This is a genomic window from Pseudoalteromonas arctica (genome assembly GCF_012927645.1).
Classification (GTDB): domain Bacteria; phylum Pseudomonadota; class Gammaproteobacteria; order Enterobacterales; family Alteromonadaceae; genus Pseudoalteromonas; species Pseudoalteromonas arctica_A.
In genome coordinates this window covers 33,235-53,844 of sequence record NZ_JABBMT010000027.1, presented here as the reverse complement: position 1 = coordinate 53,844, position 20,610 = coordinate 33,235, and the positions used below count along the sequence as shown (strand labels likewise).

The window sequence follows — 20,610 nt, the reverse complement described above, 5'->3', positions numbered from 1 at the left end:
GCTATCAGCTATCAGCTATCAGCTATCAGCTATCAGCTATCAGCTATCAGCTATCAGCTATCAGCTATCAGCTATCAGCTATCAGCTATCAGCTATCAGCTATCAGCTATCAGCTATCAGCTATCAAATTTTATTTTTGACTTTAGGGCTGTCAACATTTTTGATAACTCAATGGTTTCATTTATCCACTGGGCGCCTATATTTTTATCTATATAACTAATGTCTATACCAATATAAATCTGTGTTCTAGCTTCCGCTAAAGAAGATCTAGATATGTCTAAAAATCTAAGCCGCTCTTTATTGCTTTCACGAGTCATCCCCTCCGCTATATTACTAGGCACTGATAGGCTGGAGCGTGTTAATTGATCCCTAAAACCAAAATCTTTAAGGTATGCTGTCTTTTTATATACATCAGCACTCAATCGTGCGGCACGTTTCCATACTTCTAACTTTTCGAAATTCATTCAGTTACTCTTTTAAAGTGTTTTAAAAACTTATAGGTACAAAACATTTAAAAAGCAAATAACCTCTGTGATCTGACGGCTGACGGCTGACGGCTCGAAACTTAGCTCTTCCTACTCTCTGAAACCTATAACTTACTCGCCAACCCAAACACTTCTTTCATCACTTGTGTTGTTTTAGCTATTTCAGCTTCAGTAAGGGTTGGGTGAACTAAAAACATAATTGACGTTTCGCCAAGTTCAACAGCATTTGGTAAACGCTTTTCTGGGCGAAATGGGGTGTTGTCAAAAGCTTTTTCTAAATACACTTCTGAGCAACTACCCTGAAAACACGGTACGCCGCGCTCAACTATAGTGTTAACTATACGGTCGCGATCCCACCCTTTGGCTAACTGTTCTGGCTTTATAAACATATAATGCTTATATTCAGCGTGTTCACTGTAATCAGGAACCTCAACCAAGCGAATACAGTCAAAACTACTTGCCGCTTGGTCTAGTTGTGCGCCGTATGCTTGGCGTTTTGCAGTCCAATCGCTCATACGCGTTAATTGAATACGGCCAATAGCCGCTTGCATCTCAGTCATGCGCCAGTTGGTGCCAAAGCTTTCGTGTAACCATCTAAACCCTGGTGGGTGTTCGCGGTTATAAATAGCATCAAAGCTTTTACCGTGATCTTTATAGCTCCACATCGCTGACCATAGCTCTTTAGAGTTAGTGGTTACCATGCCGCCTTCACCGCCAGTGGTCATAATTTTATCTTGGCAAAAACTCCACGCGCCTACATGGCCAATACTACCAACCGATTTACCTTTATACTTAGCACCATGCGCCTGCGCGCAGTCTTCAATCACATAAAAACCATGCTCTTTACTCAGCGCCATTATTTCGTCCATTTCAGCAGGCATACCCGCTAAATGCACAACAATTACGGCTTTCGTTTTTGCTGTAAGTACCGCTTTAATAGATTCAGCAGTAATAGCTTGGCTGTTAAGGTCAACATCAGCAAATACAGGCGCTGCGCCGGCGGTAACAATACTCGAGGCAGATGCTAAAAAAGTACGCGGTGTGGTTATAACCTCATCTCCGGCACCTACATTTAACGCTTTAAGCGCAACATCCAATGCAAGCGTACCGTTACCAAGTGCGATTGCGTATTCACTATCAGCCCAAGTGGCAAATTCTTTTTCAAACTCGCGGCCTTCAGTGCCGGTCCAATAATTAACTTTGTTTGATAAAATTACACGGCTTACAGCATCGGCCTCTTGCTGAGTGAAGCTAGGCCAAGGAGAAAACGGGGTATTTAACATTGAATATTCACTCTTATTAACTAACGTGCAGCTACGATTGTATCGCATTTAGCAAATGTTTTATTTATATCGTAATTGACAACAATTTCATCGTTACGATTCATAAGGGAAAGTAAAAGGGCTTTAACTAAATTAGCGCCAGCTTCATGAGAAAAAGGATATCCCCCTCCAAATCGTGGATTTAATTCAAGTAAATAAAGCTGCCCATCTTTTTCTAAAAAGTCGCAATCCATATTACCAACATGCTTTAAGCTTTCACCAATGGTAGTAGCAAAGCCAGAGAAACGACTCGCATCTACAGTCACTGCTTTATCGGTTTCTCCAGCCCTCATAGATAATTTTTCTTTACAAACAACACCACGATACTGACCATTCATATCGTTAAAAATATCTAAACCGTATTCTTTCCCTTTAATATACTCTTGGATTAAAACATCATCATTTGATTCTTTAAATTGTGCCAGATATGAATTACTTAATGCTTTTTTGCAAGTATTGTAAGCTTCTACAAGCTCTTCTTCATTTTCAACCACATACAATCCAAAAGAAGCTGATCCCCATCTAGGCTTAACGATAAGAGGAAAATCGAGCGACTTTGCATTAATCGAAGCTAAAGCACTTGATAAGTTTACAAAACTAGCTGGCACGGGAATATTATTTTCTTTACAGAATAAATAAGTTTTATATTTATCAGAACATATATCAATTGCATTATCGTTAGCTAAAACGAGGGTGACACCTGCGCTTTCAAATAAAGAGCGATGCTTTGCTAGAATAGGTAGCTCCATATCATTTAACGAAATAAGAGCATCAATACCTTCTAACTTACATACTTCTAATAAGCGTTCTATATAACTTGTATCGTATACACTTGGTACTAAATGCCACTTATCACAGCCAGCTAAAGCTGGAGCCGTTGGTGACATGTCAACCCCAACAACTTTCCCATTATTTGCTAATTCATCTTTAAAGTAATCAACTAAATACTTTCTACGGCCTACGCAGGTAAATAATATATTTTTCATTCAACATCATTCCTTAATAATGACATATGGTAACAATCTAGATATCGACCTTGATGATAAAAATGCTGTCTTAATTTGCCATCTTGAACAAAGCCACACGCTTCATACAATTTTTTTGCTCGCTCATTATTCTCTAATGTCGTTAAATAAATTTTTCGTAAATTCAAATCAGAAAAACCAAATCGGATTAAAAATGTAACTATTTTTTTGCCTAAACCTCTTCCTTGGTACGTCGTATTTCCTATAGTAATAAATAGTTCTGCTCTGCGATTATTTCTATCTATGCCAATAAAACCACCAAAACCTAATGGGATATACTCATCGTTTTCTTTAAGGAAGAAGCTCAAATTTAATTTACTATTATCTGTAATTGTTGATTCAAACCACTTTTCGGTTGATGCCAAACTAACCGGAGTAACAAAAGTAAGCGTACTGTTTATTTCAGGGTTATTGATCCACTCAACTCGATGCACTAAGTCTGAACGTTCGATTTTTCGATAAAAAAGATCATTAGATATTTGTATCATAAACTTTCCTAGCTGACTGTAAATTCAATAAACCGCCGGTATGCCAAAAAAGTACCTTGCTCTTGGCTGGGATCTTTGATTGTTCGAGTAATTGGGTAAGCCCGTACAGAGCTTTCCCTGAATAAACAGGGTCAAATGGCACACCAGTTTGGCTGGTAAGTTCTCGTATAAATTTAATTAACTCAGCATTATATTTAGCATATCCGCCAAAGGTGAACTCATCTAAAAAAATAACATCATCAACATTATGTTGAATATTAAGCTCTGCACACAGAGGTGCATATAATTCATCAATAGCTGCTACACCACGCTCCGCTTGCCTAGCGATAGAAATGCCTATTACTTGAGTTTTCCAATTTTTTTTCTTCACTCCAGCCAGTAAACCAGCATGAGTAGCCCCAGTACCGCTAGGGAAAATAATATAATCAGGCTCTTCTGCTAATTCATCTACTGCTGCAATATAAGCCCTTGCACCATCAAGAGAATGCCCACCACCAGGTATTACAAACACATCCAGATCTCGCGACTTATATTTTTTTTCTGCAATTTCTATTGTTCGCGCTATTTCATGGCTATTTACATAGTTTATTTCGGTGTTAGTAGATTCAATAAAAAACTTGTTACCGTGGAGGTAATCAGACTTATCTTCTTCACCATGCAACACAAGGTGGCACTTAATGCCTAAACGAGCTGCCATTAATGCACAAACTCGAGCATGGTTAGATTCTGCGCCACCATTAGTAATAATGACATCAGGTAAGCAAGGCAGTGAATTTAAAATATAACTATTCTTACGAACCTTATTACCTCCCATAAAATCAGGTAATAAATCATCACGCTTTATTTTAAACGTGCAGTCATTTAACGAAAGATTAAACGAGCACTCTGGCGAATTAAGCATTGTTATTCTTGCTCCTTTCATCACTCAATTTGCCAAACTTTGATGAAGGAACTACTACAACATCTTCTTTTTTAATCACTTTTATAAATGTTAAATAAAGAATTTTTAAATCTAATAAAAAACTCTGATTCTGAACGTATTCGACATCTATTTCTAATCGCTCATCCCACGCTAAATTATTACGACCAGAAACTTGAGCTAATCCGGTTAAACCTGGTCTAAGAGAGTGGCGTAACTGCTCTCGTTCAGTGTAGAACTCTAAATATTCAACTAATAACGGTCTTGGGCCAACTAAGCTCATATCCCCTTTTAAGATATTCCATAAACCAGGCAATTCATCTAAACTCGAACTCCTCAAAAAGCTACCAAATTTAGTTAATCTAACTTTATCCGGTAGTAATGCGCCAGACTCATCTCGCTCATCAGTCATACTTCTAAATTTGTACATTCTAAATATTTTACCATTTAGACCCGGCCTTTGTTGCGAGAATAAAATCGGAGAGCCTAGTTTTACTCGAACTAATATTGCAACAATTAAAATAATAGGTAAAAGTAATATAACCATAGATAAAGCAAACAAAATATCGATTAATCTTTTAAACATAAACTCTCCACCATATTGATAATTTTTGGATAACTATTTTTCCTATAAAAGAGTTTATTAGGCGTAAATGTCTGTAACGTTTCAGTTTCGATAAACTTTTTAATTGCTAATTCGCAACTTTTAATATCACCGGCTTCATAATTTACATGTGGATGATGCTCTAATAATGTTAATAGCTCAGGTGTTTTTTGACTATTTAGCATTGGCACACCAATACTAAAATAATCAGATAATTTATTGGTAATTGACTGTGGCGCGCTACCAACTAATGCATTCACCCCTAGTTCACAAGCTTTAACCAAAGAAACCATTTCATTAAAAGTAACAAATCCATGAAAGTAAATATTATCACCAGCGATTGCCTTTAAAGCAGGTTCTTGCTTACCACCACCAACAATATGAAACTCAACTCCATAGCCTTGTTCAACTAATTTATTAACCGCGCACAGGACTGTTTTAACGTCATAACTGTAACCTAAACTACCAATATAAATTAATTTTATATTATTACCTTTTAGCTCTTTTTTAGGTGCTTCATCAATTTTGAAAGAATCACTACCAATATAAACAACTTCACTTGCTTGAGGATTGCTAACTGATAACGCTCTATCCAAATATGTTTTAGATACTGCCACAAGACCATCTGCATTCTTATAACAATAATTTGCTTTTTTGGTAAAAGGAAGAAAAGCTTTTGGTATTGACACAATGAAAGGAAACGCAGACGCTATAGCTTCAGGCCACACATCTTGAATATCTATTACTAATTTATAATTTAATTTAGTTTTGTTTTTTGCTAAAAACACATTTGTACCAATTAAAGGGTATGCTGAATAAACTAAATCAAACCCTCCAGAATTCCCATTAAACCAGTCGATAAAATTTTTCAAAAAAACTCGATGACTATAAACCCTTTTCAGTGAAACATTATCCACATAGCCAGGCTCATATATCTTGACTATGTCAAATTTTTGCTTAGGAAACTCATCTATCCGTTGCTGTTTATCATAATGTCTAAAGCTACTTGTCACTAAGGTCACATTATACTGAACAGAAAGTAATTCTGCTAAATACAAAAAACGATTAAATTTCTGCTCTCCAGGCAAAGAGCAATATGGTGCAAGTAACAAGATGTTACGCTTCATATAATTATCCTATTTTTCATCATAATTTCAGAAACCTATAAAATAAATTTATTAAAAGCATCTTTTAGACTTCAAAAGTAGTATGAGGATTTAATTAAATATTTTTTTCAAATTAAGTAAGGTCGCCGCCACTCTAGTAGTAATAAATAATCTATTGTATTCACAACATAGTAACATTTTGAGATAACACCCAGTTAAATAAATAATTCTTTTCAGCTCTTTCGCTTTATCTATTTTCTTTCTGCTAGATGAATTTTGCCTTACATTGACATAATAAACGGTATCGTTTGAGCACTTTTCAAAAGACTCAATATTTTTTGATACATTGGCCATGAAGAAGCCATCTTCACCTAAAGCTAACCTAGTATCAAAACGTATGTTCGCAATCATGTCTCGATGTAGCATCTTCGCCCAAGGGGATGAAAAGTATTTTCTATATTGATAAGCAGACGTTCCTTTTTTGGGTAGACTCGCAAAAGATTTGCCAATATAATTTTCAAAATAGGTATTTTTATCCTCAGTAAAATTAACAACATTAGCCAATCCCATAGTCTTTGGTGTTGTAACTGCAAGTAAACTCTCTAAATAATTAGGTGATATCTCATCGTCATCATCCAAAAAAACTAGATAGTTCTCTATAGACTCATCAATTAGAGTATTTCTCGCAAAAGACACGCCAGCTGTAGGTAAATAGAAGTACTTATAATTAAATTCAGCGTTATCTAATAGGGCTAGAATTAACTCCTCATAACCTTTTTTAGGACCGTTCAATCCAATATACAGACAATATTGAGCTTTATTTATAGTTTGAGCTTCAAGACATCTAAAGCACTTTAACAAATAGTTTCCAGGTTTAAAGGTGGGTAATATAACTGCAATACTTTTCATAATTTAACTCAACATTACGTTAGGAAGACATCCTATTAACTAATTTAGAAATCTGATTTACAATAAATTTAAAGAACAATCAAATCCTTTCGGCCTCACTTAAACCAGTTAACAACCTAAACACTTCAAATGTTGCTGATAATTTCAAATAGTAACAGACTAATATTGCAATCGCCTTGTTTTTGCTAGGCTGATCTTTTTTATTGAGAGCACGCTTTATTGCTGTAATAGGAGGAATAAGCCCCTTAACTAATAAGCTAACGACACTAGAAGCACCTCTTTTTTTTGCAACCGATAAATAGCCACCAGCTAAACGCTTATTTTTAGTTAGTATATCCTTAGAACTAGATCTTGTAGGGTGATAAACTATACAATCTTTAAGATAACTTATTTGACTCGCAGCTTTCTGAGCTCGACGACCCCACTCCCCATCTCCTCCAGACATTAAATTAGCATCAAAATTACCAACTTTATCAAAAGCTTCTTTTTTACTAATCATATTACCAGTGGCTGCCATACCATCAATTGTTACAAACTCTTTCTGTGGAAACGCAAAAAACATTTCATAGATTTCAAACCAATTAGCTTTTTCGTTTTTTGTAAAAAGACTTATTTCCCCACCAATTCGTTCGACTTCAGTATTATCAATGAAAAAATTAATGGCGACTTCTAACCAATCTTCTTTAGGCTGACAATCAGAGTCAGTAAAAGCATATATGTCACCTTTTGCTATTTTTAAAGCTTTATTTCTCGCTGCATAAGAGCCTGGTTTAGCCTCATCCAGTAAAATGCAATTATTTGGTATTATAAGGTTTTCGGGCGCTTTATCCTTTGGAGCATTATTAACAACTATAATTTCAAAATACTCTTGAGGATAACTTTGCTTACTTAAAGCATGTAAACAAAGCTGTAATCGTTCCCAATCATAATAGGTTGGAATAATAACTGTAACATTTAACATTTCAAATACTCACTAATTTAATTTCGTTTAAACTTTTTATCTGTAGCAAAAAACTCAATAAAAAACGGTAAAAAATACCCTAACACTAATAATAATAAAAAGCCTTTCAATAATGTGGAACTAGAAAATTGAAAATAAAACAAACCATTAACAAAAATATTAGCTATTATTACGAAATATATCAGCCTATACAATTTTGTACTCAACCTCTCTACTCTATAAGTAACAATTGTGACAATAGAGAAAAACATAGCTATTAATAATGTTATTAAAAAACCAACATCTTTATAAATACTACCAACAAAGGTGGAAAAAGTATTAATATAATAATCAATTCCATTTAATTTATCTGAATACAAACCTTCTGCAGGCATACCAAATAAAGGAAACACTTGCTGCCCACTATATGTGTTATCAAAAAAGTCATAAAAAATATATGAGAAATAAATAAACGGTTGTCCAAAATACCCTAATATAAATTCTATGACACTGAACTCTCGCCCTGAAAAGCGAGAATAAGAAACGACAAGAAAGATAACTACCATAGGCAAGATTGAGATGGTTAACGCTGTTTTAATTTTGTTTTTTATTACAGGGCTTAAATAATCATTGAATAAGAAATAATAAAAAACCATCATAAAAATCCATCGTGTAATCCCACCACGCCCCGCATATGACAAGCTCACAAAAACATCAACAAAACTACAAAAAAATAAAATTGAAACTTTAATTTTACTTTCACTTTTAGCTATAAAATAAAAAAACAAATACAAAGAAACCAACGAAATTGTACGTCCAACTATACCTATATAAGCACTAATCCCACCAACATCTTCAGCATTTAATGTTCCCATATAAAATGCAACTCGCGCTTCTCCTAAACTACCATACTGAAAAACACTTATAACTTTAGGCAAATATGCTAGATAAGAAAAAACAGAAAAAACAAACACCATATAAAATAAAAAATTAAGTGTTGTTTTAGTTAAATCAATTAATTTATGGTGGTTCGTGGCGTATATAAATGGAAATAAAAACAAAAATAAAAACAATACATGTGAAACCACAGCAAAAAAATCCAATTTACCTGCATCAAACATGGAGCTGAATGAAATCATATATCCAGCACAAACTATACTAGATAAATATAAAAAGATGACAAATGTTCCACCATTAAACCCATGACTCTTATAATTAAATAAAAACCAAGCAAAGAAAAAAATAAAATATATTACAATTTCCACTCAAAACCTCCACCATTAGTCACTTTTCGATAGAGCTACCATTTAAAACAGTACCCATTAAACTACCATTAGAGATTTATGAAAACAGAATAAAAGATAATAAAATGGTGCTCTTAAAGCTTAATTAAAAAACCTTATCAATATTCTCTGGCATTTCAGCACTATTTTATAAGTAATAAACATAGGTTTAAATTTTAATACGCAATGTAGCAAAGTGTATTCAAAACCATTGAAGTAGTGAGCATTTTGTTTGAGTAATAACGTCTTTTTATCTTCAGAAAACATTTTATTTAATAGGAATCTTTTGATCCATTTTCTATTTTCTGAATTTAAGCATCCCTTATATTGACCATCAGTGATTATGTTTAGGTCATTATAAGATCTAACTCTTGCCTTTGCATGCTGAAATTCCTTACCTTCACTCAATGCAGAGTTCCAAGAACCAACAGCGAACACCCTATATATGCTCATGGGTTTATTTAAATAAAGGGCACCGCCTCTTTTTGCACCAAAAAACTGAATATAGATATCACCGACTGTTAACCATGGTCTATCCTTTACAAATTTCGAAAATTCAGAAATAACTTCTTTTTTACACAATATACTAGCGGTCATAATTTGGCCATGAGACTTGCTAATAATATCTTTTAAATTAATAAGGCTATTTTTGTTCCCATACTTCCCGCCTAACAACTGCCTAGTAGTTTTACAGTTAATAGTTACTGCACTATGAAAACATAATCCAACTTTAGGGTTATCTTTCAAGCACTCAAATTGCTGTTGCAATTTTTTCTCATCTATCCAGAAATCATCACCTTCACATAATGCGTAATATTCACCTTTAGCGTACGCTGAACTCAATAGAGTTGGTTTTTCACCTTGAGAATATTGATTTTCTGTTTGAATAACAGGTTTAAAAATTTTAGGGTAGCGTTTTGCATATTCTCTAACAATATCACTAGTACCATCTGTCGATGCATCATCGTGCACGATCACTTCAAATACAAAATCAGTTTTTTGAATTAAAAAACCTCGAAAAGCATCTTCAATGTATTTTTTTTGGTTAAAAGTCATACACAACACACTTACGATTGGTTTTTCAACACCACCTTGCCACTTTGCTATAACCTCTTCTTCACTAGGTAATGGTTGCTTTCTAAATGCATCAATATCGAACAACTCTTTTGACACTTAATTTACTCCAAATAATACTTTCATAAATGATAAAGATATAAACGCTAAAGAATATCTTACATTTCTATTAGACTTTCCTTACGAAATAAACCTTAAGATTATAACTTCACTGGTTTTATATCTTTACTAGACAGGGTATTAGCTGTGATTGAAGTAAACTCATGGTTTGTTTTTAAACCTAAACACCAATCAACAATTTGTTTAGGGATGTTTGCACCCGCTAAATGTGAAAATGGATATTGTCCACCAAAGCGCGCATTTAACTCTAAAACATAAAACTCGCCATCTATTTCCAAACAATCAGAGTCGAGAATTGCACTATGACCTAATGCTGATGACAACGCCCTACCAATGACTGACAATTTATCATTTTTAATGGTGATTGCTTGATCTGTTTCACCTGAGCGCATAGCCAACTTTTTCTTGCAAAATGTTGTTACGTAGTTTTTTTGTAGGTCATTAACAACTTCAATACCGTATTCATCACTGGTAATGCACTGCTGAATTAATATTGCTTGGTCGATATCGGCGCTAGACTCAAATTTTAAATAGGAAGATTCAATTTCATTTCGTACCTTTTTATAAAGTACTTGCAGCTCTTCTAAATTATCGGCTTTATAAATACCAATTGAGCCCATACCCCAACGCGGTTTAATAATGACAGGGTATGTAAGCTCTGTATTATTAAGAGCTGTAACAGCCTCTGCAAGTGAGATATAGGTTGTCGGTGTATTAATATTATGCTGAATTAAAAACTGATAGGTTTTCCACTTGTCATTACAAATATCAATCACTTCGGGGTCAGAAACAATAACATCAACGCCAATGTCTTTAAAACGCTGTTTGTTTTTAGCTAATATAGGTAAGTCGATATCAAAAAGTGAAATAAGCACTGTAATTTTATTTTTTATACAGTAGTCAATTAAAAAATCTATGTATTCAGCCGAGTATATTTGTGGTGTTAATGTAAACGCATCCGCTTGTTGTAAGGCATATGTTTCTATGCTATTTGCTGCAAATACTTTACCGTTTAACGGTTTGAGCGCTTCTTTAAAATAGTTAACGAGGTAGCTTCTGCGCCCTACTGAGGTTAATAATATATTCATATTTGCTTAGTCGCCATTAAGTTTAATAATCCACCAGTGTGCCAAAAAAGTACATTACTACCCGGCTTCACTTTTCCACTTTTAATATACTGTTGCATACCATACCATCCCTTGCCTGAGTATGTGGGATCGAGTATGATTCCAGTCTGTTCAGCCACGCTTTTAATTACATTTAACTGCTCAGGATTAGTTTTTTCATACCCCCCTGCAATAAATTCATCATCAAATATTATATTTTCTGATAGTTGAGTATCTAACTCGTTTTCATTAACGAACTCTAAAACAGAGTGGGTGATCGCCTCTGTACCGCGAGGATTTTGCCGAGCAACACTAATACCAATAACCTGAGTCGCTAAATTTATTTTTTTAAATCCTACATGTAACCCAGCTTGGGTTGCACCAGTACCACTTGCATGAAAAACCAAATCAAAGTGTTGCTTAGCTTGTGTGTGCGCTTCAAATGCAGCATCGTAAAATGCTTGCGTACCTTCTAAACAATGCCCGCCTCCCCAAATATAATATGGCTTTAAGCCTTGCTTTGCATGCTCTGCCATTTCAGCGTCCATTACTTTTGCAACATCAACCATCTCGCAATAGACTATTTTGACACCAAGCAGCTGCAATAATTTGAGATTACCATTAGACTCACTCGGCTCAGAGGCGTGGATCACTATTGTGCATATAATACCTAACTCTTTACAACGTATTGCTGTGGCTCTTACGTGGTTTGATTGTGCACCACCACAGGTTACAACTGCATTACAACCCTCAGCTATGCATTTAGCTAAAATATATTCCGCTTTACGACCTTTATTACCACCACCAGAAATGGGGTATAAATCATCTCGTTTTACGAACAGGTTCACACCCAAATAGTTAACTTTTATTAGTGGCGTTGCTGTTAACCTCATAATAACTCTAAATCCATTTTTAAACCTTTAATGCAACTATTTTCATAATTAAATTCATTAGTAACTTTAAACCCCACTTTTTTATATAAATAACTAGCGGGGCTATCGGCTCTAACGGTGAGTGATAGGCTATTAAATTGCTTAGATTTTAATTCTGCAATAGCAAGTTCAAGTAATCGTTGACTTAACCCCTGGCCCCTAGAGCTTGGTAATATAGCAATAAATGGACAAAAGGCTATTTTACTCTCTAGATCGTTCATATACACAGCGATTGCACCCACCAACTGGTTCTGCTTATATACTCCAAAAACAGTTGCAACTTTTAGCAACTTTAAAGCATATTGCTCTAAGTTGACTCGTGATGACAATGTAGGTGAAAAGTCAGCATCAACTTCGTTTAAAAGCTTAAAAAAGGGTGTAAAGTCGCCCTCATTTAATAAATTAACCACAAATAACCTCTATAACTTTCATTTGCTCTTCTTCTGCTAAAGCATTATGAATGGGTATACACAACACTTGTTCTGAAATTGATTTAGCATTAGGAGTACTGCTAGCATCCCCCTTATAAAGCTCAAACTGGGTTACTAACGGGTAAAAATAACGCCGGGCAAGAATGTTGTTTGCCTGTAACTTTTCAAGTAGCTCATCACGGGTTAAGCCAAATTCAGCTTGGTCAATTAAAATAGGGTAATATGAATAGTTAAGTTCTAAGCTCGAGTGGTTATCGAGTGTTTTAATACCTGCTGTGGTACTAAATGCCTTATCGTAATAGTTGGCAATTGATTTTCGTTTAGCTATAGACTCATCTATTTTGTTTAAAGCAACAAGCCCAAAAGCAGCTTGTAGTTCGTTGAGTTTTGCATTCATTCCACACATACTGATTTGTGTTTCAGACTCAAAACCAAAGTTTTTTAATTGATCTAACCTTTGCTTTTGCTCTAGCGTTTTACAAACAACCGCTCCGCCTTCTATAGTCGAGTAGGCCTTGGTTGCATGAAAACTTAAAATAGATAAATCACCATAGTTTAGAACAGATTGTCCGCACTCTTTAACACCAAACGCATGTGCAGCATCATAAATAACCTTTAAACCATGTTTTTTAGCAATCGCGTCAATTGCAGCATCATTACACGGCGTACCATACACGTGAACAGGCAAAATAGCCGAAGTTTTCTCGGTTATAGCCACTTCAATTTTTGCCGGATCGATATTAAATGTAGCAGGGTCAATATCAACAAAAACCGGGGTTAGGTTATTCCACTTTATTGCATGAGCGGTTGCGACAAATGTGTAAGGCGTTGTAATTACTTCCCCCGTCAGTTCTAGCGACTGCAAAGCGGTTATAAGTGCCAATGTCCCGTTAGAAAACAAACTTATATAAGGTACATCAAGGTACTTGCACAGCTCATCTTCAAGCTGTTGATGGTAATGGCCGCTATTAGTTAACCATTTACGTTGCCAAATATCTTCAAGATAGGGGGTTAATTCATCTAAAGGCGGTAACAGTGGTGAAGTGACTGTTATTTTATCCATTTTTTAATTCAACCTTTTTTCTAAAAATCACATGTAAAATTTGTTTGTATAAATCGTTTACTGTCCAACGAATTAAACTAATATAAATCAAAGGCATCACAGTTAAGTTAATAGCTAAGTGAACGGCTGGGTTTGAGGTATAGTTTGTTGCCACATACCAAAATAAAATATAAGTAAGTAATCCACTAAATATTACACAACCCCAAATGGGGAGTAATGCGACCAACTGTTTAGTTGTTTTTAAACGACTAAACTGACCTGTATAAAAAGAATTAATAAAAAACGCAATGAACGAATGGATTAATAAGCCAATACACATAGCTTTGACCCCTAGGGGTATAGTAATAACTAGCATAACTGTTATTAAGCTTTTTTTAATAATCTCTAATTTTAAAAATATATCTGAGCGACCTTTGACTTTCAGCAAATTTAAATTTATTGCATGAATTGGGTAAAGCATAAAAGCCAAACTCAAAATAGTAAGTAATTCTGCCGCAGGTAACCACTTGGCTCCAAGTACCACATTAATAAATGGCTCTGCTGAAATGCTCAACCCCGCCATTAGAGGGAACACGACCAACGCAGCCAACCGTAATGTTAGTAGATATGTATCTTCAAATTTATTAACATCATTCTGAATATTGCTTAGCATGGGGTAAGTAACACGCTGTATTACTGTAGTCATAGTCATTGCAGGCATTAGAGATAATTGATTCGCTTGAGTAAACAAACCAACTTGAGTCGCACTAAACTGCTTACCAATTATAATTTGGTAAATGTTTTTAAATACAGTGTCAATGAGTGATGCAGTTAATAATTTAGAGCCAAACCCAAATAAGTAATTAAAAGAGTTTTTACTAAAACCCGTTTTTGGCAGCCAAGGATGAAAAACATTCAATAAGATAACCAAAAGAAGCGCATTCGATAATGCCTGGCCTACCAAAGCCCACACACCGTAGTCTAGTTCAGCCATATACAAGGCCACCCCACTGCTGATAACAACGCTGAGTAATGACGCTTTAGCCTGTGATTTGAAATCCATATCAATAGTTAACTTAGCTCTTTGTACAATTGCAAAACTATTTATAACAATAGTTAATGCAAGCACCCTCATTAAATTAACTAATTCTGGCTGCTCATAAAATTTAGCGACACTAGGTGCCGCAAAAAAGAGAATTAAGTAACAAAATAAACCAACAAAGATATTAAAGTAAAAGGCTGTTGAGAAATCCGCTTCCTTGCGTTCAGTATAGCGAATCAAAGCAGCCGTCAAACCACTATCGGTGAAAACCTGGCTTATGGCTATAAACACGGCTAACATACCCACTAAACCGAATGCACTTGGCCCTAACAACCTTGCCAGAAATAACATAACTATCAATTGAATGGCTTGAGTAGCTAATCGCTCAATAGCGCTCCATTTCAAAGCATTTGTAGAGGATTTCATATGTTTTTTAATAAATCAGCTAAATAGCGACCATAACCATTCTTAGACATTAGTTTAGCTCTTGCAACCAGCTCTTCTGTCGTTAGCCAACCATTATTAAATGCGATTTCTTCTAAACAGGCAATTTTATAACCTTGGCATCGTTCAATTGTTTCTACAAATTGCGCTGCTTCAAGCAGGCTTTCATGGGTGCCAGTATCTAACCAAGTAAAACCACGGCCTAGCATTTCAACATTAAGCTTATTTTGCTTTAAATACATTTCATTAAGGCAGGTAATTTCTAACTCACCACGATGAGATGGCTCAACTTTTTTTGCCAGTTCAATAACTGAGTTGTCGTAAAAATAAAGCCCTGTTACTGCAAAGTGAGATTTGGGTTTAGTTGGTTTTTCTTCGATAGAAATCGCCTTTTTATTTTGGTCGAACTCTACAACACCAAAACGTTCAGGGTCTTTTACTTGGTAACCAAAAACAGTAGCACCTTGACCATTTTTTGCATTCTCAACTGCATGTTTTAGCTTAGTGGTAAAGCCTTGCCCATAAAAAATATTATCACCTAGAACTAAACAAACATCGTCATTACCAATGAAGTCTTCACCTAAAATAAATGCTTGAGCTAACCCATCAGGGCTAGGCTGTACTGTATAACTAAGCTCAATGCCAAACTGTGAACCATCACCTAATAAGCGTTTAAATGAGTCAAGGTCTTCAGGTGTAGTAATAATCAATATTTCACGAATCCCCGCTAACATTAAAACTGACAGCGGATAATAGACCATAGGTTTATCATAAATGGGCAATAATTGTTTAGACACACCCATAGTGATAGGGTAAAGGCGTGTGCCTGAGCCGCCGGCTAATATTATTCCTTTCATAGTGTTTCACCTGTAAAGTATGAAGTGTTAAGTGCTAAATGCTAAGTGAGGTATAATACAGTCACTTATTTTAATTTCGACTTTACTATTAAATATCATTGTTCTTTCCTTGCTTTTAAGCTGTTAATTAACCCACCCAATTGAGCAAAGGTGTTTTCTATTAATTCTGCTGTTGTTTTATTTAATGGTGCAAATCCGAGACGGTTAGCAATTTTTAATTGGGTTTGCATTTCACTTAATGAGCCTCTAGCTATATATAGAAAACGTATAAATTCAGCATCACTACCCCTAGCTCCACCCTCAGCTATGTTACTAGGTACAGATACAGCAGCTCTGCGCAACTGGTTAATTAAACCAAACCTTTCATCGTTTGGATAGCTAGCTGTTTCTTTATAAATTGCTTCCACTAAATCCATACTATATTGCCAAGCTCTTAAATTTTCGTGAGTGCGCATACAACCCCTTAATATAAGTAGGTGCTAAGTGTATATTTATTACCCTTTCCACTTACCACTTAACTATCTATCCCTAATCTCTCTCTTTGGTATGAACCATCTTGAACATTTTTACACCAAACTTGATTATCTAAATACCATTGCACTGTTTTACGGAGACCCGTTTCAAACGTTTCTACAGGGGTCCAGCCGAGCTCTTTTTGCATTTTACTTGAATCGATAGCGTACCGGCGATCATGCCCAGGACGATCGGTTACGTATGTAATTAGAGAAGAGTAAGTTGTTAAGGGTTTTCCATCTTTACACTTTACATCTCTCGCTTCACTTGACGCTAGTTCATCTAAGATTTCACAAATGGTTTGCACCACTTCAATATTTTGTTTTTCATTATGGCCACCAATATTGTAGGTTTCGCCCACTTTACCTTCAGTCACTACTTTATATAAAGCACGTGCATGATCTTCAACATAGAGCCAATCACGAATTTGGTCGCCTTTACCATAAATAGGTAAGTCTTTACCTTCAAGCGCGTTAAGTATGACTAATGGAATCAGTTTTTCAGGGAAGTGGTAAGGCCCATAGTTATTTGAACAATTAGTTATGATTGTAGGGAAGCCATAAGTACGTAACCAAGCGCGTACTAAATGATCACTTGATGCTTTACTTGCCGAGTATGGGCTACTTGGCGCATAAGAGGTTTGCTCAGTGAAAAGAGGTAAACTTTTAATACTTGATGTTGAATTTTTAATTTTTAATTCATCGCTACTAAATTCACCATTCACCAGTAAACATTCATCATTATAAATATCACTCGGGTGCGGTAAATCACCGTATACTTCATCAGTCGATATATGATGAAATCTGAAAGCTTGTTTAGCTGGTGTATCTGTATCTAGTGTATTCCAATATTCTCGAGCAGCCTCTAATAAGGTATAAGTACCAACAATATTAGTTTGTATAAACTCAGCAGGGCCAGTTATTGAACGATCCACATGGCTTTCTGCTGCCAAGTGCATTATTGCATCTGGTGTATGCTGCTTAAACACACGGTCAAGCTCTGCGCGATCACAAATATCTACTTGTTCAAATGAATAACGGTCGCTACTTTTAATCGATTCCAAGGACTGTAAATTGCCAGCATAAGTTAACTTATCTAAATTAACAACTGAGTCTTGTGTATTTTCAATTATATGACGAACGACTGCAGAGCCAATAAATCCAGCTCCACCTGTAACGAGAATTTTCAAAATCAATCCTTTCTATATCAAATTTACTATCAGCTACTGTGTGGCATTAAGGTGTTAAATTCTAGGTTCTAGGTACGAGGTTAAAGTCTTTCGCGGCTAAAGCCTGCTCCTACGAATACCATTTTTACTTTTTAAGCGCGGGATAAACCCGAGCCTACAAACCACTTTACCACCGAGGGAACTGAGGATAAAAGCCACGAGCTACGAGCTTAGTGCCACCGCTACATTAACTTTTTCCTCTGTGAACTCTGTACTCTCTGTGTGAAGCTTTACTTTTTTCGCGGCTAAAGCCTGCTCCTACGAAGACCATTTTGCACAAAGAGAAGTGAATGAGAGATAATGAGAAAACAAAAATAAATATTTTACTTTCCTAGCTCCTAGTCTCTTTTCTAGAACCTAGCTCCTTACCTTGACCTCTTAAGCGCAGCGCCTCTTAACCTCTTTGTGAATATATTACTTAGCACTTTCGCGGCTAAAGCCTGCTCCTACGTTTTAATACATAGGTGCTAGGTTTTAGGATCTAGCACCTTTCCCTTACTTATCCGATTTATATTCGTAGTTGTAGTAACCATAATAACCGTAAGCGTTGCTGGCTTTTTTAACTACGCCATTAAATACCACGCCTTTTACGTCTGTGCCATTTTGCTCAAAGCGATTGCGGGTCAGTTCGATCTCTTTAATATGGTTTTGACCAAAACGTGTTACTAACAAGGTAGTACCTGTATGGGCACTGACTATTGCCGGGTCGGTTACTGCTAATATAGGTGGTGTATCGATTATAACTAAATCGTATCCGGCGCTTACCTCTGCTACTAACTTGCTAAAATTGCTGTGCATTAATAGCTCTGATGGGTTAGGGGGGATTTGCCCTCGGGTGATCACATTTAACCCTTCAACTTGGGTTGGTTTAGTCACTTGCTCTAGGTTTAAACGGCCCGATAAATAATCACTTAAACCGTTTTCTGACTCTACTCCAAATTGGGTTTGCAAATATCCTTTACGCATATCGGCATCGATTATCAGTACTGTTTTACCGCTTTGCGCCAATACAGCTGCTAAGTTAACTGATATAAACGACTTACCAACACCTGGGCTTGGGCCTGAAATTGCAATTAGGTTATTTTTAGCTTCCATCATCGCAAAGTGTAAGCTAGTACGTAGGCTACGTAGTGCCTCAATTGAAAGATCGGCTGGGTTATCAAGTGCTAATATTGATTTAGGCTTATTTTTAGCTTTGCGAGCTTTACTAAAACCTGTGAGTTTATCTTGATAATCTGAATAGGGTACACTGGCGTAAACTGGCAGGCCAATGGCCTCGATCTCGTTAGGGTCTTCAACGCCTTTGTGCATGGCTTTTTGTACTAATACAATTGCCACTGCCAGCATGCCACCAAGCATAGTTGCCATTACTACTATCAAGGCTTTTTTAGGTTTAACAGGTTTTGAGGTATTCACCTCTGCAAAATCAATAACACGTACATTACCCACAGTGCCGGCACGTACTATATCTAGCTCTTGGGTTTTACTAAGGAGGAGTGTGTAAATTTGATTGCTTACTTCTACATCGCGTTTTAGGCGCAGTAATTCTTGTTGCGTCTCCGGTAAATTACCTACTTCACCAACTAGTTCTTTTTTCTGCCCGTTCACAGCACTAATTTGCTCAACTAAGCCTTGGTAAGTTGGGTGGTCTTTTTTAAACTTACGGCTCATTTCAAGGCGCTTTAATTCTAGTTCTTGTAATTTAGTTTCAAGTTTAACTACTTGTTCTAATACGCCTTGGGTTTCTAAGGTAATATTAATTGACTGACGCTGTATTTGATAATCGTTAAAACGCTGCTCGGCAAACTCAAGTTGCTTTTTAATCTCTGGTAGTTGGACTTCTAAAAACTCAAGGGACTTTTGTGCTTCAGCGCTATTGCGCTCAACATTGCGGCGCACATAAATAGCCGCCACTTTATCAAGCACTGTTTCAGCATAATGTGGTTTTTCGCTTTGTAGGCTCAAGTTAATAATGCCAGAATCTTTACCTTTTTCGCTGGCATCAATCGCAGCTTGTAAATCTAAAATAGTGTTTAAACGGTCTTTACGTAAAATGCTAAACTCAGTCCCCGCGCGGGTATTTAAGCTGCGTACGGTTAAGTTAAATTTACCGTTGGTAAGCTCTTGCCCTACTTTACCAGCTAATATTTGTTCGCCTTCGCCGTTTAATAATACTAGGCTATTATTTTCTTGTGCTTGTAGAGTAAAACCTGTCCCTATGGCTGATTTTGGTACATCAAACCTAAATACATCAATGCTCTCACCACCCCACGCATAAGAGCTAGCACCATAACTAGGTTCTGCTAAGTCACCTTCATGCATAGGGGTAAATTTACGAAATGCACGGCTACCTATAAATGGGAATAATTTTGGTTCGGCTATTACATCAAGGTGCAGCGTATCTACCGCTTCGCCGATAACTGAACGTGATTTTAGCAGTTCAATTTCAGTTACCGCTGCTGAGGTACTTTCAAACATACCGGCCATATCGTCAAAACCAGGAACCGAGCCGCCGCTTTCTTCAACTTGGATCATTGCCGTTGCTTGATAAACTGGAGTCGAAAAAACCGCATAAACTATGCCAAAAACCATAAATAGCGTTGTTAAGGAAATTATAAAATATTTACGATCAATCAAAGCACCTAACAGTGCCATTAAGTCTATTTCTTGGCTTGCTTGTTGTACTGTGTTTTGTTTGTTTGCTGCTATTGCAGTGGGCTGAGCATTCATGTATTAGCCT

General features: G+C 36.1%; 20 protein-coding genes. All 20 read right to left on the bottom strand.

All coding sequences use genetic code 11. From position 1 onward, the window contains the following. Positions 1-116: 116 nt before the first annotated feature. Positions 117-464, bottom strand: a complete 348-nt coding sequence (locus tag HHO47_RS14815; protein WP_169020997.1) for a four helix bundle protein — start codon at positions 462-464, stop codon at positions 117-119. Between the two features lie 125 nt (positions 465-589). Next, a complete protein-coding gene (locus HHO47_RS14810; protein ID WP_169020996.1) occupies positions 590-1,768 on the bottom strand; it encodes a DegT/DnrJ/EryC1/StrS family aminotransferase in 1,179 nt (392 codons plus the stop codon). A gap of 20 nt (positions 1,769-1,788) precedes the next feature. Beyond that, positions 1,789-2,793 (bottom strand): ATP-grasp domain-containing protein, encoded by a 1,005-nt coding sequence (locus HHO47_RS14805; protein ID WP_169020995.1) that lies wholly within the window; start codon positions 2,791-2,793, stop codon positions 1,789-1,791. Further along, entirely contained in the window at positions 2,790-3,320 is a 531-nt protein-coding gene (locus HHO47_RS14800) for a GNAT family N-acetyltransferase (RefSeq protein ID WP_169020994.1), read from the bottom strand. The genes HHO47_RS14805 and HHO47_RS14800 overlap by 4 nt, the downstream gene beginning before the upstream one ends. Beyond that, positions 3,304-4,221: a 1-aminocyclopropane-1-carboxylate deaminase/D-cysteine desulfhydrase gene (locus HHO47_RS14795; RefSeq protein ID WP_169020993.1), complete on the bottom strand. Its 918-nt coding sequence runs from the start codon at positions 4,219-4,221 to the stop codon at positions 3,304-3,306. The genes HHO47_RS14800 and HHO47_RS14795 overlap by 17 nt, the downstream gene beginning before the upstream one ends. Beyond that, positions 4,214-4,825: a sugar transferase gene (locus HHO47_RS14790; RefSeq protein ID WP_169020992.1), complete on the bottom strand. Its 612-nt coding sequence runs from the start codon at positions 4,823-4,825 to the stop codon at positions 4,214-4,216. Before HHO47_RS14790 ends, HHO47_RS14795 begins: the two co-directional genes overlap by 8 nt. Then, the gene (locus HHO47_RS14785; protein WP_169020991.1) at positions 4,810-5,970 is read right to left on the bottom strand and encodes a glycosyltransferase; all 1,161 of its coding nucleotides are present in this window, start codon (positions 5,968-5,970) and stop codon (positions 4,810-4,812) included. The genes HHO47_RS14790 and HHO47_RS14785 overlap by 16 nt, the downstream gene beginning before the upstream one ends. Before the next feature lie 90 nt (positions 5,971-6,060). Beyond that, positions 6,061-6,858, bottom strand: a complete 798-nt coding sequence (locus tag HHO47_RS14780) for a glycosyltransferase family 2 protein (protein WP_169020990.1) — start codon at positions 6,856-6,858, stop codon at positions 6,061-6,063. Positions 6,859-6,937: 79 nt separating this feature from the next. Further along, positions 6,938-7,819 (bottom strand): glycosyltransferase, encoded by an 882-nt coding sequence (locus tag HHO47_RS14775; RefSeq protein WP_169020989.1) that lies wholly within the window; start codon positions 7,817-7,819, stop codon positions 6,938-6,940. 17 nt (positions 7,820-7,836) lie between these two features. Continuing rightward, the gene (locus HHO47_RS14770; protein WP_169020988.1) at positions 7,837-9,063 is read right to left on the bottom strand and encodes an oligosaccharide repeat unit polymerase; all 1,227 of its coding nucleotides are present in this window, start codon (positions 9,061-9,063) and stop codon (positions 7,837-7,839) included. 120 nt (positions 9,064-9,183) lie between these two features. Beyond that, entirely contained in the window at positions 9,184-10,254 is a 1,071-nt protein-coding gene (locus tag HHO47_RS14765; protein ID WP_169020987.1) for a glycosyltransferase, read from the bottom strand. Positions 10,255-10,355: 101 nt separating this feature from the next. After that, positions 10,356-11,363 carry an ATP-grasp domain-containing protein gene (locus tag HHO47_RS14760; protein WP_169020986.1) on the bottom strand — a complete coding sequence of 336 codons (1,008 nt, stop codon included), beginning with the start codon at positions 11,361-11,363 and terminating at the stop codon, positions 10,356-10,358. After that, positions 11,360-12,274: a 1-aminocyclopropane-1-carboxylate deaminase/D-cysteine desulfhydrase gene (locus HHO47_RS14755; RefSeq protein WP_169020985.1), complete on the bottom strand. Its 915-nt coding sequence runs from the start codon at positions 12,272-12,274 to the stop codon at positions 11,360-11,362. Before HHO47_RS14755 ends, HHO47_RS14760 begins: the two co-directional genes overlap by 4 nt. After that, positions 12,271-12,723, bottom strand: a complete 453-nt coding sequence (locus HHO47_RS19425) for a GNAT family N-acetyltransferase (RefSeq protein ID WP_169020984.1) — start codon at positions 12,721-12,723, stop codon at positions 12,271-12,273. Before HHO47_RS19425 ends, HHO47_RS14755 begins: the two co-directional genes overlap by 4 nt. Further along, entirely contained in the window at positions 12,716-13,807 is a 1,092-nt protein-coding gene (locus HHO47_RS14745; protein ID WP_169020983.1) for a DegT/DnrJ/EryC1/StrS family aminotransferase, read from the bottom strand. Before HHO47_RS14745 ends, HHO47_RS19425 begins: the two co-directional genes overlap by 8 nt. Beyond that, positions 13,800-15,254, bottom strand: coding sequence for a lipopolysaccharide biosynthesis protein (locus HHO47_RS14740; protein WP_169020982.1), 1,455 nt, complete (start codon positions 15,252-15,254; stop codon positions 13,800-13,802). Before HHO47_RS14740 ends, HHO47_RS14745 begins: the two co-directional genes overlap by 8 nt. Beyond that, on the bottom strand, positions 15,251-16,129 hold the full coding sequence (gene rfbA / locus HHO47_RS14735; RefSeq protein ID WP_169020981.1) for a glucose-1-phosphate thymidylyltransferase RfbA: 879 nt from the start codon (positions 16,127-16,129) through the stop codon (positions 15,251-15,253). The genes HHO47_RS14740 and rfbA overlap by 4 nt, the downstream gene beginning before the upstream one ends. 95 nt (positions 16,130-16,224) lie before the next feature. Further along, positions 16,225-16,584, bottom strand: coding sequence for a four helix bundle protein (locus tag HHO47_RS14730; RefSeq protein ID WP_169020980.1), 360 nt, complete (start codon positions 16,582-16,584; stop codon positions 16,225-16,227). A gap of 59 nt (positions 16,585-16,643) precedes the next feature. Beyond that, entirely contained in the window at positions 16,644-17,831 is a 1,188-nt protein-coding gene (locus HHO47_RS14725; RefSeq protein ID WP_169020979.1) for a dTDP-glucose 4,6-dehydratase, read from the bottom strand. A 534-nt stretch (positions 17,832-18,365) separates the two neighbouring features. After that, on the bottom strand, positions 18,366-20,600 hold the full coding sequence (locus HHO47_RS14720; protein WP_169020978.1) for a polysaccharide biosynthesis tyrosine autokinase: 2,235 nt from the start codon (positions 20,598-20,600) through the stop codon (positions 18,366-18,368). Between the last annotated feature and the right edge of the window lie 10 nt (positions 20,601-20,610).